General features: G+C 35.7%; 11 protein-coding genes. 4 read left to right on the top strand and 7 right to left on the bottom strand.

The window, feature by feature from the left end; all coding sequences use genetic code 11:
- The first annotated feature begins 8 nt into the window (after positions 1–8).
- Together SFA27_RS20655 and SFA27_RS20650 are read left to right on the top strand one after the other, a co-directional pair.
- Entirely contained in the window at positions 9–1,034 is a 1,026-nt protein-coding gene (locus tag SFA27_RS20655; protein WP_047376604.1) for a hypothetical protein, read from the top strand.
- A 26-nt stretch (positions 1,035–1,060) separates the two neighbouring features.
- The gene (locus SFA27_RS20650) at positions 1,061–2,815 is read left to right on the top strand and encodes a discoidin domain-containing protein (protein ID WP_407294604.1); all 1,755 of its coding nucleotides are present in this window, start codon (positions 1,061–1,063) and stop codon (positions 2,813–2,815) included.
- A gap of 146 nt (positions 2,816–2,961) precedes the next feature.
- Here the strand turns inward: SFA27_RS20650 and SFA27_RS20645 are convergent, their stop codons facing one another.
- Together SFA27_RS20645 and SFA27_RS20640 are read right to left on the bottom strand one after the other, a co-directional pair.
- Positions 2,962–5,220 carry a TonB-dependent receptor domain-containing protein gene (locus SFA27_RS20645; RefSeq protein ID WP_407294602.1) on the bottom strand — a complete coding sequence of 753 codons (2,259 nt, stop codon included), beginning with the start codon at positions 5,218–5,220 and terminating at the stop codon, positions 2,962–2,964.
- Positions 5,221–5,264: 44 nt separating this feature from the next.
- Entirely contained in the window at positions 5,265–7,526 is a 2,262-nt protein-coding gene (locus tag SFA27_RS20640) for an outer membrane beta-barrel family protein (RefSeq protein ID WP_047376607.1), read from the bottom strand.
- Positions 7,527–7,847: 321 nt separating this feature from the next.
- Between SFA27_RS20640 and SFA27_RS20635 the strand changes: the two genes are divergently transcribed.
- Complete coding sequence (locus SFA27_RS20635; protein WP_407294600.1) at positions 7,848–9,629, top strand: carboxypeptidase-like regulatory domain-containing protein; 1,782 nt, start codon at positions 7,848–7,850, stop codon at positions 9,627–9,629.
- 50 nt (positions 9,630–9,679) lie between these two features.
- On the opposite strand, the gene SFA27_RS20630 is transcribed toward SFA27_RS20635, so the two are convergent.
- From SFA27_RS20630 to recJ, 5 genes are read right to left on the bottom strand one after another with little or no spacing between them, the layout of a single operon-like run.
- On the bottom strand, positions 9,680–10,018 hold the full coding sequence (locus SFA27_RS20630) for a DUF3817 domain-containing protein (protein ID WP_047376609.1): 339 nt from the start codon (positions 10,016–10,018) through the stop codon (positions 9,680–9,682).
- A 6-nt stretch (positions 10,019–10,024) separates the two neighbouring features.
- Positions 10,025–10,828 (bottom strand): hypothetical protein, encoded by an 804-nt coding sequence (locus SFA27_RS20625; protein WP_407294597.1) that lies wholly within the window; start codon positions 10,826–10,828, stop codon positions 10,025–10,027.
- Positions 10,829–10,831: 3 nt separating this feature from the next.
- Positions 10,832–11,416 carry a nicotinate (nicotinamide) nucleotide adenylyltransferase gene (gene nadD / locus SFA27_RS20620; protein ID WP_047376611.1) on the bottom strand — a complete coding sequence of 195 codons (585 nt, stop codon included), beginning with the start codon at positions 11,414–11,416 and terminating at the stop codon, positions 10,832–10,834.
- Between the two features lie 33 nt (positions 11,417–11,449).
- Complete coding sequence (locus SFA27_RS20615) at positions 11,450–11,806, bottom strand: four helix bundle protein (protein ID WP_407294595.1); 357 nt, start codon at positions 11,804–11,806, stop codon at positions 11,450–11,452.
- Positions 11,807–11,837: 31 nt separating this feature from the next.
- Positions 11,838–13,550 (bottom strand): single-stranded-DNA-specific exonuclease RecJ, encoded by a 1,713-nt coding sequence (recJ, locus tag SFA27_RS20610; protein ID WP_047376613.1) that lies wholly within the window; start codon positions 13,548–13,550, stop codon positions 11,838–11,840.
- Between the two features lie 109 nt (positions 13,551–13,659).
- On the opposite strand from recJ, the gene SFA27_RS20605 reads away from it, so the two are divergent.
- Entirely contained in the window at positions 13,660–14,472 is an 813-nt protein-coding gene (locus tag SFA27_RS20605) for a M48 family metallopeptidase (RefSeq protein WP_264518721.1), read from the top strand.
- Positions 14,473–14,486: the final 14 nt, after the last annotated feature.

Genomic DNA, 14,486 nt, shown 5'->3' with positions numbered 1-14,486 from the left:
ATTGCTATATGAAACAACCCTGGATACATAATGCAAAAACAGACTGGTGGTTTATTTTATCACCACCTTTTGTGGTATTGTTGATTATCTTTCTTTTTCAGAAACAGATTCAGGGGCTGGAAAATCATTATTCTTTTTACACATGGTTGTTTCTTATAGTTTTTGTAGATGTGGCCCATGTTTATTCTACATTGTTTAAAACCTATTTTGTAAAAGGAGAGATCCAAAAAAATAAACTGCTTTATCTCGGAATTCCTGCTGTAAGTTGGATTTTGGGAATCATTCTGTTTCAATTCGGAAATCTGACATTCTGGTCGGTACTGGCTTTGGTTGCCGTTTTCCATTTTATACGCCAGCAATACGGTTTCATGAGGATTTATGCGCGCTTTGAACCGAATAACTGGAGCAAGAAAATAGATGAGATTGCCGTTTATTCTGCAACAATTTATCCTATGTTATATTGGTTCAGGACACCTCGCGCCTTTACCTGGTTCGTTAACAATGAATTTGACTGGCTTCAAAATCTTCCGGATTACGTTCCTTTAATTACCATAATCTATTTTACAATTCTGATCATTTGGATTATTAAAACTGTTTTTGAAACTTTTAAAACAAAAAGAATTAATATTCCTAAAACGGCTCTGATCACCGGAACTTTTCTTTCTTGGTATTTTGGTATAGTGTACTTCAACAATGATCTTCTTTTTACTTTTCTGAATGTAGTTTCTCACGGAATTCCTTATATCGCTTTGATTTATATCCGGGAAATACAGCAAAAGGAAAATAGTAAGTTGAATGGAATGCAGATTTTTAAATCTTTTTCGGGAATATTTCTATTTATCGGTGTCATTTTATTGTTCGCCTTTCTGGAAGAATTTTTGTGGGAAACGCTGGTTTGGAATGAGCATTTTTCCTTGAATGTGATTGTTTCTGAAAAATTATTTCAGTTTCTTGTTCCGCTATTGGTTGTTCCGCAGCTTACCCATTATCTTCTGGATGGCTTTATTTGGAGAAAACCAAAAAAAGTTAGCTAACTTTGCGATAATCTTAAAATCTAAAAATGAGACAATACTTTCTGTCATTAGCAATTTTTCTCGGAATCATTGTAGGAGCGCAGCAGAAGACATTCTGTAATCCCATCAATATTGATTATGGTTATACTCCTTTTGAAGTTTTTTCAAAACAAGGGAAACACCGTGCTACGGCAGATCCCGTGATTGTTAATTTTAAGAATAAACTGTTTCTTTTTTCTACCAATCAGGAAGGGTACTGGTACAGTGATGACATGCTGGATTGGAAGTTTGTGAAAAGGAAATTTTTAAGAGATAATAAATATACCCATGATCTTAATGCTCCGGCGGTCTGGGCTATGAAAGATACCCTGTACGTTTATGGATCTACCTGGGAACAGGATTTCCCGATCTGGAAAAGTACAAACCCCACCAAAGATGACTGGAAAATTGCGGTAGATACTTTAAAAGTAGGAGCGTGGGATCCTGCATTCCATTATGATGAAGACAAAAATAAATTGTACCTGTATTGGGGCTCAAGTAACGAATGGCCATTGCTGGGAACAGAAGTGAAAGTGAAAAATCTTCAGTCCGAAGGTTTTGTGAAACCGATTATTAAATTAAAACCTGAAGACCATGGATGGGAACGTTTCGGGGAATACAATGATAATGTTTTTCTTCAGCCTTTTGTAGAAGGGGCCTGGATGACAAAACATAACGGAAAATATTATATGCAGTATGGTGCTCCGGCAACAGAATTCAGCGGATATTCGGATGGAGTATATGTAAGCAAAAGTCCTTTGGAAGGTTTTGAATATCAACAGCATAATCCATTTTCTTATAAACCGGGAGGTTTTGCCAGAGGAGCAGGCCACGGAGCTACCTTTGAAGATAATTATAAAAACTGGTGGCACATTTCCACCATATTTATTTCCACTAAAAATAATTTTGAAAGAAGACTGGGAATCTGGCCGGCAGGTTTTGATAAGGACGATGTAATGTATTGTAATACGGCATATGGTGATTATCCAACATACCTTCCGCAGTATGCGCAAGGAAAAGATTTTACAAAAGGCCTTTTTGCAGGATGGATGCTGTTGAATTATAATAAACCGGTTCAGGTTTCATCTACTTTGGGAGGTTATCAGCCCAACTATGCCGTAGATGAGGATATCAAAACTTACTGGAGTGCCAAAACGGGAAATTCCGGAGAGTGGTTCCAGACAGATCTTGGAGAAGTTTCTACCATCAATGCCATTCAGATCAATTATGCAGATCAGGATGCAGAGTTTATGGGGAAAACCTTAGGAAAAATGCACCAATATAAAATCTATGGTTCCAATGATGGGAAGAAATGGAATGTGATTGTGGATAAAAGCAAAAACACGAAAGATGTTCCTCACGATTACGTAGAATTAGAGCAGCCTGCAAAAGCCCGTTTTCTTAAAATGGAAAATCTTAAAATGCCTACAGGAAAATTTGCATTGAGCGGTTTCAGAGTGTTTGGAAAAGGAGCAGGGAAGCAACCTGCTAAAGTGGAAGGTTTTGTTCCTTTAAGAGCTGATCCAAAGAAATATGGTGAAAGAAGAAGTATTTGGATGAAATGGCAGCAGAATCCCGATGCAGACGGTTATGTAATCTATTTCGGAAAGTCTCCTGATAAACTGTATGGAAGCATTATGGTATACGGAAAAAATGAATATTTCTTTACAGGAGCAGACAGAACAGATGCATACTATTTCCAGATTGAAGCTTTCAATGCCAATGGGGTTTCAGAAAGAACAGCTGTTGCAAAATCTGAATAAATACAATTAAATTATAAATGAATAACACGTTTTGAATCATCAGAACGTGTTATTTTTTGTCAGAATTATCTATTAAATATAAAAAAATCCGCTGAAAAGAATCAGCGGATACTGTAAGAATAATTGAATATGAAGAAAGATAATTTTTATCTTGTTCTGCTTTTGATAGCATCTGATGCGCCTTCGATGTCTCGTACCTTTTTCACTTTCTGGTTTCCGAAATTGTAGGTAAGACTTACCGTAAAGCTTCTGTTGTAACGGTTTTGGTGGATGTAATTGTAATTTCCGTTCTCCTGGAAGTCTTCAATTTTAACGATGTTGGTATTCAGGACATCATTCACATTCACAGCAAAAGTCCAGTCGTTCCACATTTTCTTAAGGCTGAGGTCTAAGCTCATTAAACCTTTAAGGAGTCCAAGTTCGATTTGCTGTTTGTCAACGAAGAAATAATTAACACCAAAGAACCATGTTTTCTTTTTATCAAGACGGATCGTGTTGTTGGTCTGAATCAAAAGACTGGTAGAATTTGTTTTATTTGTGTATACTATATCTTTACCATCCTCATTTCTGAATCGGTCTCCTGTTGTAGGATCTGTATCAAGGCTTCCGTTATTGATGTTATGCTGTACTCCAATATTAAAGTTGGTGGTCCAGTATTGTTTAAAGAATGATTTCTGAATTCCCACCATAGCAGACATTTCCTGTTTATTTCCGAAATTGGTTCTTATATATCTAAGAACAGGATTTTCTCCTACTTTACCATCAGGTGATACCGGATAACCCTGCAGCGGAACCTGTGTAATAGCATCCTGAATGTAAGAATGGTTTAAAATCAGGAAGTATGAATTTTTGTACATGTATGTAAGCTCCTGATTATAGGTAGATGAAGCCTTTACAAATGGGTTGTTTTGAGTATAATTATCATCTGTAAGAATGTTTCTTACCGGATTGATTTCCCAGAAGCTCGGCCTTCTCATCCTGCTTGAAAAGGAGTAAGAAATATTGTTTTTATCATTAATGGCGTAGTTGAAACTCAGATAAGGAAGGATATTGTTGTAATTTCTTTCAATCCTTTTAAGTTCGTCTGTAGGAGCATTATCAGACGTTCCAAGACTGTTGGTGATCTCATATCTTGCTCCTACTTTTCCGGAAATTTTATCTGAGATCTTTTTCTCCACGGTTACATACATACCGTAGATGTTTTCATCATAGATAAAATGATTGGGTCTTGAATTCGGAGCTTCTACGGGATCAAAAGAATACGTTATGTTTTTAGAATCGTTGTCTGTTTTGGTTTTGTTATAATTTCCTCCTACAGAAATGGTCAGATCATTTTTAAACTTTTGAATATAATCTACCATTCCGGAGAAATTATTAATGATCTGTGGAAGGTCCTGAAGAACTTGTCTTGTTCTTTCCCCTACACCTCTGTTGATATCCGAAGCGAAGGTTTGGTTATCCGTGAACTGAAATCTTCTATAGTTAAGGTAAGCCGCATTTACATTCAGTTTGCTGCCTAATGAATCTGTTTTTAATTCATAATTTAGATTCACCGAATTGTTATAAGATCTTGCATCCTCTCTGTTTTTGGACCAGGTGTATTCTGGTTTTTCAGCATTTTCTTTTTTTATGGTATTAAATAAACCTACCGTTGAATTATAGCTTTTATTGGCCCAGGTATTCCATGATAAAGCTAAGTTACTTTTATCATTGAGCTGATAATCAATATTCAGATAACCTCCAATATTTTTGTTCGGATCATCAATATCTCCCGTAGATTCGTTAGATGTCTTGGCAGTTCCGTTTCTTAAAGTGTAGGTTTGTGCCTCTATATTTTCACCACCGCTAAGGTTAGCGCTCACACCCAGTTTACCTTTTCGGTAATTGGCTGAGAAGCTGGCCTGGCTTCCGTTGTATTTATTGGTGGTATTAGACATTCTCATGTTTCCGCTAAGACCATCACTCATTTTTTTCTTTAAAACAATGTTGATGATTCCATCCGAAGATTCCACCTGGAATTCACTTCCCGGAACGGTAATTACTTCAATTTTCTGGATGTTTTCTGCCGGAGTATTTTTCAGAAACTGAGCCAGAGACTCAGAATCCATATTGCTTTTTCTTCCGTTGATATAGATCAGGGCATTATTTTTTCCCGCAATTTTCAATGTTTTATCATCTGTTGAAGATAACAGAGGAGTCTGCTTCAGAAGGTCAAAAGTGGTATTTCCTTTAGCCACAGGTGATGCTGCTACATCATATACAAAACGGTCACTTTGTTTTTTGAAGACCTGTTTTGTAATGGTAATACCTTCTATATTTTTTGTTTTTGCCGTATCAGATTTCTTCTCCTGGGCAAATGCACAAGTACCGAATACGATGGCCATTGACAAAATTATACGTTTCATGTTTGTTTTATTTAAGAGTGGTTTAGTGATATAAGTTTTATAGATTAGGTTCTTGATTTTACAGCATCATTAGCCGATTTCATTTCCCTTGCTTTTTTCAGTTTCTGATTTCCAAAATTGTATGTAACTCCGATGCTCATTAGCCTTGGATAGTTGAAGTTGGTTATATTATTATATTTTCCATTTGGCTGTACTCCTCTCACCCTGTAAAAGCTTTGGTTAAATAGGTCGCTTACTTCTGCTACGATAGTCCAGTCTCCTACAATTTTTTTCAGACTAAAATCGAAGCTTTGTCTTGCTCCTATCATTCCTCCTTCCATTGCAGTCTGGCTTGCAAAGAAGTAATTCACTCCTAAGAACCAGTCTTTTTTGGATGAAAGTCTGATGATATTATTGATCGTTACAGACATATTATAGTTTTTAACGTCAATGATATAAGGATCTACAACTTCCGTTTCTCCAGGAGCCGGCATAGAAGTAGGATCTTCCCATACTCCGCCTGTATAAGTAACATACCCTAAGTTCACAGAATAGTTGGTAGTCCATATGTCTTTAAACCATGATTTGTTCATCCCGAGAGTTAAAGCAATTTCTCTGTTCTTTCCGTAATTGGTTCTGATGTATCTTAAGAATCTGGTGGTTTCCATAATTGGATTTCCTTTGATATCCTTTATGATTTTCCCCTGAGAATCTTTTTTAGGAGCCGTTACCGTTCCCTGTAATGGGAGCAGGTCTGATGCTGCGGCATCTTCTACCATATTGAAACTAAGATTGGCATAGAATGCATTTTTGTACATATAATTGAGCTCCTGATTATAATATTTGGAGGCCAGTATAAATGGATTGTTCTGTGTATAATTGGTTGGGGTAAAATACGTTCTCGAAGGATTCAGCTCCCAGAATCTCGGTCTTCTGATTCTGCTGGAAAATGTATAGCTCAAATTATGATCAGAATTGATGGCATAATTTAAATTCAGATAAGGCAGAAGGTTGTTGTAATTTCTTTCAAATCCTGTTTTGTCTACAATATCTCCGGTACTTCTGGTCATTTCATAACGCGCTCCTATTTTTCCTGAGATTTTTTCAGTCAGTTTACGTTCATAGTTCAGATAAATCCCCAGTATATTTTCTTTATAGATGAAGTGATTGGTTTGGTTGGGATCTATGATAAACTCTCCGTTTTTCAGTTTATCCTGCTGGGTATCATTGTCTGTATTCGTATGGTTGTAGCTGATTCCCATTAACCATGTTGCGCCTTTAGCCGTTTTTTTCAGATAGTCAATGTTTGCGGCATAATTGTTAATAATCTGAGGTACTGATTGATGAAGCGCTGAATACTTGTTGATCGTATCATTAGTTAAAGGAAAACTCTCATTAAAACTTACTTTATCTCTGTTGAACCATAGGTAAGAAACGTTTGAGGTAAGCCTGCTTCCCAAAGAATCGGTTTTCATTTCATAGTTTAAATTGAATGAATGATTTCTGGTCTGCGCATCTTCATTATTGACCGTTCTGTTATTTAAAACCCCATTTTGCCAGTTGGTAATATCCAGTACAGAGTTGAAACTTTTATTGTATCTCATATTGTAAGAGAATCCCAGACTGTGTTTTTTATTGATCTCATAATCTACGTTAAAACCTCCGCCGAAATTTTTATTAGGATCATCATTAAACCCAAATGATTCATTTTTGAAAGTAGGATCTCCGTTTGAGAGCGTATATCTTTGTCTGTCTGTCCAGCTTCCTGTTCTGAAGTTTGAATTACCAGACCACTTTCCTTGTCTGAAGTTAAAAGAAGCTCCTGCATTAGGATTATTGTAATAAGCCTGCTCATTCTGCATTTTCAACGTTCCGTTGTAACCGTTGTTCTTGCTTTTTTTCATCACAATATTGATTACACCTTCTTTGGATTCAACCTGGAATTCACTTCCCGGAACGGTAATCACTTCAATTTTCTGGATATCCTCTGATGGTGTAGACTTCAGCATTTCAATCAATGCCTCAGAATCCATATTTGTTTTCTTATTGTTGATGTAGATCACCGCATCATTTTTTCCCAAAATCTTCAGCGTCTTTCCATCAATGCTGGAAATCATTGGAGTTTGTTTTAGAAGATTAAAGGTGTTGGTCCCTTTAGCAATAGATGAAGAAGCTACATCGTAAACTAAGCGGTCCCCTTGTTTTTTGAAAACCTGCTTCTTGATATTCACTGCATCAATAGCATTTACTTTCAAACTGTCTTTTTTCTGCTGGGCAGTTACAAGTCCACCGAAAAATAGTGCTGCAATAAGAATTTGAGTTTTCATGATATTATTTTTTAATTAATAGCTTGTATGGTTTGTTATTTTACATTACAAAGATATATAATAAATTTAGTATCATGCAATGCAAAGTACTTAAAATGTTTTTAATTGTCATTTAAATAACTGATTATCAGTTACTAAAATTTCATGTTAATTTTTAAGTTTCAACGACTTTGTTACTTAATTAGACAATTTAAAGCTCACTTTTGTTACATGACAAAATGAAATTGATGGAAAATTGAAAAAAAATTGACGGAAAATCAGAAAAAATAATAATGATTGTGTTTTATTATTATTTTAGTGAAAACTAAAAATTAATACCATATGAGAAAATTTTACCTCTTATTATTGATGTTTGTATTGATGTTTTCATGTAAAAATGAAGATTTATCAGAAATATCCGACAACACAACAAATCCACCATCCAATTATAATTTTGGGAATACTGCGCAAAAGAACTTTCAGGGTGTAGTCCTTGATACAAACGGGCTTCCGGTATCAGGAGCAACGGTTACAATAGGAACAAGTACCGTTACAACCAATCTTAAAGGTTTCTTCACATTTAAAAACGCTTCGGTAAAAGAAAATTTTGCCCATATAAAAGTTACAAAATCCGGTTATGTAAATGCATCGCGGGTTTTGGTACCTACCAACGGAATCAATAGGGTGAATATCATGATGATTCCTGTAACAATAACATCTACAATTACCACTGGTTCTACATCTACCGTTTCATTACCCAACGGAACAAAAGTAAAATTTGACGGAAGTTTCAAAGATGCAAACGGAAATGCTTATTCAGGAAATGTGAGTGTTGCTGTCTTTCATTTAGCACCATCCAATCAATACCTAAATGAATTAATGCCGGGATCTTTATTGGCAACCAATTCAGGAGGTAATTCCAGAGTGATGGAAACTTTTGGGATGCTGCATGTACAATTAACAGGTAGTTCCGGACAAAATCTTCAGATTGCAAACAACCATACTGCAGAAATCACCGTTCCGGTGGATGCCTCACAAACTTCCAGCTCACCAGGCACAATACCATTATGGTCTTATAATGAAGACACCGGAATGTGGAAAGAAGAAGGCTCTGCAACAAAGATTGGAAATACCTATGTAGGAACAGTAAGTCATTTTTCCTGGTGGAATTGTGATGCACAGTTTGAACAGGCAACTATGAAAGTAACCGTAAAAAATTCAGCAGGGCAGGTTTTGCCTAATATTAAAGTAACTTTAAAGAGAAGCTCTCAAGCATATGAAACTTACGGAATAACAGATAATACAGGAATGGTTTCAGGAATTGTTCCGGCAGGTGAAGTTCTTAGTTTAAAAGTGTATGGTGTTTGTAATGATATATTGTATACCTCGAACGTTGGGCCATTCCCGGCCGGAGCTATTACAACAATTCCTGATATTACAATAAATCCTTCTACAACTACTAGTTATACCATTCAAGGGATTCTGAAGACATGTGCTAATGCCAATGTGAGTGATGGTTATGTAATACTGAAACCAACAGCAGGTACAAACTATTTCCAGTATTTGTCAGTTCCGGTAGACAGTAACGGAAGTTTTGTCTTCAACACCTATTCATGTACACCAAATCCACAGTTTAAGTATGAAGGATTTGATACCGTTAATTTTCAGACAACCAATGAAATTACTTTTACAGCAACCTCTAATAATGTAAATCTGGGAAATATCATGGCTTGTAATTCTTTGACTGAATTTATAAATTATAAGATTGATAATCAGCCTACGGTGTATGTGTTAGGACTGATCAATGCACAATGGACAGGGCTTACGTCTACATCACCGAATATGCCACCTAAACAATTGAGAATAAATTCAATGAGTGCCGCAGGACCATTTTTTTCTATGATCCAGAATAATATGCTGGGAGTTGCTGCAAGTTTTACTTCAAATTATGGGTTTGAATTTTCAGGAGGTGCTATTACATCAAATAATGGAAACCTCGTTGTAAATATAACTTCTTTTGGAGCTGTAGGAGACTATATTGATTTCACAGTTAATGGGACTTATACCGATAATTCAGGAAATCATACTTTCACTGCAACAGGACATGTAAAACGGGATTTATAACAACCGTAAAAATAAAAAGGACCGAAAAGGTCCTTTTTTTATTGTATGATTTATTCTCTGTCAAATCTGGCTAGCTTTTTATCTACCCAAACCGTTGCAAAAGGGAAGAATGCAGATAATAAGGCAAAAACAAAATCTTCATCATCCCAATGATAAATTTTTCTTGCAGGAAGGCAGAGTATAAGGTAAAGCGTAAAAAATAATCCATGTAAACTGCCAATAACGCTGATGAAGATAATGGAATATAAATTTTCATCATATCGGATCCAGATCATCGCAACACAGTACAGTAAAAGACATGAAATAGCTTCTGCAACACAAATCTGTTTAAACCATTTGATGATTTTTTCCTGAGAATATTTTGAGAAAAATTTTTCGATGAAGTCCATGAATAGTTATTTATAGTAGATAAGAAAGGATGTTTCACTTTTTACGGGATATCCACTGTATTTTACAGGCTCAAATTTAGTGTATTTTATAAACTTTTTGATTTCTTTTTCAAAATAAGGAATATATTTCAAATTGTGATCATTATAAATACGATGACTGAATTGGTGTTTCAAAACCTTTCCTTTTTGATCTAATATGAGCGTAACCAAGGTACTTGAACGGTATTTTTGAAAAGAAGGATTGTAATTTTCATAACCTTCCGGATAAATAAAATTATGGAAGAAATCTTTATTTAACTGATCATTATCATCTGTATAACTGAGATATTTACCTTTATAAGTCCATTCACAATGCTCATCGTTATCAAAGATTTTATCAGGGTGTTTTTTTACATACATAGCTACAGATTCTTTAACGAGACCGTCAATAAAATCTTTACCAAACTTTTTTTCAGTCAATTCAGTCATTACAGAATAATAACACTCACCTGAATAACCGCCCATATCACTGCCTATCCATTCTCCGCCCCAAATGATATTATGCTTTTTTAAAATCATTCTGAGTTCTTCTCCTGGCAAAAACTTATCACCAGCGGGAGCAGCAATATTGATAAAATATTTATTTTGAATTTCCGAAGCTTTTACAGCTCTGATTGAATCTTCGCTGCAGCGCTTTTTATTATAGATTATCCTTTCGGCCAAAGCAATTTTCTGTAATTCTTTAAGAGAGTCACTTTTTAAAGTTGTTAATTCCTGAGCATATAGAAAGCCTTGCAAAAAAACAGAGAATAAGAATAAATATAATTTCATTGCTTATTGATAAAAATTACTACCATCCAAATATTCAAAAACCTCAGGAGGTAACATAGGTCTTACATTTTTACCGTTTTTGATCATAGTACGGATTTCAGTGGCAGAAAGTTCTATAACCGGTGCCTTGATCAGAGAAATATTTTCATGCTGTAAATAGTCAGAATCAGCCTTTTCTCCTTCAAATACTCTTGGGTAAACAATGATATGATGATTTTTGATCAGTACATCAGAATTTTTCCACTTGTGAAGGCTCTTCAGATTATCTTCCCCCATAATCAGACTGAAAGAATAATCCGGGTATTTTTCATGAAGATAGGTAAGAGTATCAATTGTGTAACTTGGTTTTGGAAGAGAGAATTCCACATTGGAAGCTCTCATATTCGGGTAATTCTTTACTGCCAGCTGTACCATATCTAATCTGTTATGGTCATTCAGTAAAGATTTTTTGTCTTTAAACGGATTTTGTGGGCTCACTACAAACCAAAGCTCATCCATATCAGAATTTTCCAGAATATAATTCGCCAGAATAAGGTGTCCAATATGAATAGGATTGAATGAACCGAAAAATAAACCGATTTTTTTCATTGTTATAAGGAGTTAGATTGCAGGAATTAGGACTTAGGGAGTTAGAAGTTTTGTAATTACTGCATTCAGCATTTTTGATATTTCGGATGTTTTTTCGATTAAAATTTGAAAATTTTCAGGATTCAAATAATTTAAATTTTTTGAAATAATCAATTGGGTTTCCAATTCGGCACTGCTGCCTCTTGCAATTTTCAAAAACTGAAGATAGTCATTAGTAGATCTTCTGGAATGACCTTCTGCGATATTAGATGGAATTGAAATTGCGGATCTGCGGATCTGACTTGTAAGTCCATACAGTTCTTCTTTTGGAAAAACGGCAGTTGCCTTATAGATTTCTGTAACGAGATCTACAGATTTTTGCCAGACAATTAATTCCTTATAGTTTCCCATATCCGTTTCCCTATTCCCTTATTGCTAAATCCTAATCCCTGAATTTCACATCCTTAATATTTAAATAATGAGTGACGTTGCCCTTCCAGTGATTTTCTTCAAGGGTAAAAGCAAGGTCAAAATTTTTATTTTTAAAATCTTCAACAAACGGTCCTAGCTTGAATCCTACGCATTCAATATTTCGTCCTGTAGATTCCTGCTTGATATAAAATTTCAGATGGTTATTATCTTTCCCCATTGTTTTCACATAACCTGACAGTTTCTGATCAGTCAACGTAAAAATAGGTTTCATATTGTGAGGTCCAAATGGAGCCAGTTTTCTGTGAAAATTGATAAACTCTCTGTTGATTTCATCAACGGTAATTTCAGTGTCAATAGCAATGGAAGGCTCTTTTTGATGGTCTTTAATTTTTTCAGAAACAATTTTTTCAAACCTTTCTTTGAAAGCATCAAACTTATCTTTCTCCATAGAAAGTCCTGCCGCCGCGTGATGGCCTCCAAACTTAAGGAAGTATTCAGAACACATATCAAGAGCTTCATGCACATCGAAATCAGAAACAGATCTCGCAGAAGCTACCATTTCCCCATTATTACCATCAGTAAATACCAATGTGGGTTTATAATAAGTTTCAATAAGTCGGGAAGCTACAATACCAATCACTCCTTTATTCCATTCAGGATGATAAACGATTGTTGTATGCTTGGTTTCTTGCTGAGACTCTATAATTTGGTTCAATGCAGAAAGAGTGGAATTCATATCCAGTTCTCTTCTTTCATCGTTAAGATTCATGATATCGCTCACAATCTGATTGGCATGTTTCAGATTGTCGGAAACCATAAGCTCTACGGCTGCTTTACCATGAGATATTCTTCCGGCTGCATTAATTTTAGGGGCTATTTCAAAAACAATATTGGAAATTTCAAAATGAGAAAGTTTATCCTCAGGAATCAATAATCTTAATCCAAGATTTCTGGTCTTTCTAAGGGTTTTTAATCCCATTTTAGCCAGCACTCTGTTCTCTCCTGTCATGGAAACAATATCGGCTGCAATAGAAATGGCTAGAAGATCAGTCAGTTCAAATAATTCTGCTTCCGGTAATTTATAAATTGTATTTAATCCCTGGCAAAGCTTAAAGCCAACACCACATCCCGAAAGTTCTTTGAAAGGATATCGGCAGTCATTTCTTTTAGGATCAAGTACAGCCGCAGCATCAGGAATTTCTTCACCCGGAAGGTGATGGTCGCAGATAATAAAATCTATACCCAGATTACTGGCATAGTTGATCATGTCAAGGGCCTTTATTCCACAATCCAGAGCGATGATTAGTGAGAACCCATTTTCTTTGGCAAAATCAATTCCTTCAGTAGAAATTCCATATCCTTCAGAATTTCTGTCCGGAATATAATAGTCCAGATATTTTTTCTCAACAATCTTGCTGAGATAAAGGTACATCAATGCAACCGCCGTGGTTCCGTCCACATCATAGTCACCATATACCAATATTTTTTCACCATTTTCAATTGCTGTTGCAATACGCTCTACAGCCTTTTGCATATCGGCCATTAAAAACGGATTATGTATATCGTTAAGGTTCGGTTTGAAGAATTCTCTGGCCTTTTGATAGTTGTCAATCCCTCTTAAAACGAGGATTTTAGATTCAAAAGTACCAAAACCAAGTGACGAACTTAGTCTGTCCACAACTTCCTCATCGGGCTCAGGCTTATAAATCCATTTTTGACTCATTTCACAAAAATAAGGAAAAAAAATAGCATTCCGGAAAGAACTGGAACGAAGTTTCGACTTAATAATTGTTAAAAAAAGGCTATCTTCGTGCTCCAAATTTTAAATGACTATGAAAAAAATTACTCTATGCCTTATGCTACTTGGGGCTATGTATTCGATCAATGCACAAAAAATCAACCTCGGGAAAGCTGCCGGAATGGTTTCAAATGGTGCGAAAGCCTTAACATTTACCAACGAAGATGCGGTTAAGTTATCCAAAGAATCAGTAGACTGGATGGATAAAAATAATACCGTAGCAGGACCTAAAGATCCGTATACCGTGAGACTGAACAAGCTGTTTGGAAAACACAAGTCTCAGGACGGTCTTAATTTGAATTATAAAGTTTACAAAGTAAAAGATATCAATGCGTTTGCCTGTGCAGACGGAAGTGTACGTGTGTTCTCTTCACTGATGGATATCATGACAGACAATGAATTGCTTGCCGTTATCGGACATGAAATAGGGCACGTGAAAAATCAGGATACAAAAGATGCCATGAAATCTGCTTATCTGAAAGCAGCTGCATTGGATGCAGCGTCATCAGCTTCTTCTGCAGTAGCTACTCTTAATGAGAGCCAGGTAGGAAAAATGGCAAATGCATTTTTGGATGCTTCGCACAGCAAAAAACAGGAATCAGAAGCCGATACTTACTCATATGACTTTATGAAAGCTAACAAATACGATGTTGTAGGGGCTTATACGGCTTTCAAAAAGTTAGCCTTACTTTCAGAGGGAAGTACACAGACTAATTTTGAGAAAATGTTCAATTCTCACCCAGACAGTAATAAAAGGGCAGAGTCTATTAAAAAGAGAGCAGAAAAAGACGGGATGTGGAAAGATCCGGGAACAGTATCTTTGCCTACTGCAAAACTGACAAAATAATTATTTAATTTATT

It is taken from the genome of Chryseobacterium sp. HR92, from assembly GCF_045689405.1.
Taxonomy (GTDB): domain Bacteria; phylum Bacteroidota; class Bacteroidia; order Flavobacteriales; family Weeksellaceae; genus Chryseobacterium; species Chryseobacterium viscerum_A.
The sequence above is the reverse complement of the archived record's forward strand: the minus strand, read 5'-3'. Positions and strand labels throughout refer to the sequence as shown.

Bases quoted from the DNA above. Each gene is read 5' to 3' on its own strand.
- SFA27_RS20625 (WP_407294597.1), bottom strand. From the start codon at position 10,828: ATGAAATTATATTTATTCTTATTCTCTGTTTTTTTGCAAGGCTTTCTA.
- SFA27_RS20635 (WP_407294600.1), top strand. From the start codon at position 7,848: ATGAGAAAATTTTACCTCTTATTATTGATGTTTGTATTGATGTTTTCA.
- nadD (WP_047376611.1), bottom strand. From the start codon at position 11,416: ATGAAAAAAATCGGTTTATTTTTCGGTTCATTCAATCCTATTCATATT.
- SFA27_RS20645 (WP_407294602.1), bottom strand. From the start codon at position 5,220: ATGAAACGTATAATTTTGTCAATGGCCATCGTATTCGGTACTTGTGCA.
- recJ (WP_047376613.1), bottom strand. From the start codon at position 13,550: ATGAGTCAAAAATGGATTTATAAGCCTGAGCCCGATGAGGAAGTTGTG.
- SFA27_RS20640 (WP_047376607.1), bottom strand. From the start codon at position 7,526: ATGAAAACTCAAATTCTTATTGCAGCACTATTTTTCGGTGGACTTGTA.
- SFA27_RS20650 (WP_407294604.1), top strand. From the start codon at position 1,061: ATGAGACAATACTTTCTGTCATTAGCAATTTTTCTCGGAATCATTGTA.
- SFA27_RS20615 (WP_407294595.1), bottom strand. From the start codon at position 11,806: ATGGGAAACTATAAGGAATTAATTGTCTGGCAAAAATCTGTAGATCTC.
- SFA27_RS20630 (WP_047376609.1), bottom strand. From the start codon at position 10,018: ATGGACTTCATCGAAAAATTTTTCTCAAAATATTCTCAGGAAAAAATC.
- SFA27_RS20605 (WP_264518721.1), top strand. From the start codon at position 13,660: ATGAAAAAAATTACTCTATGCCTTATGCTACTTGGGGCTATGTATTCG.
- SFA27_RS20655 (WP_047376604.1), top strand. From the start codon at position 9: ATGAAACAACCCTGGATACATAATGCAAAAACAGACTGGTGGTTTATT.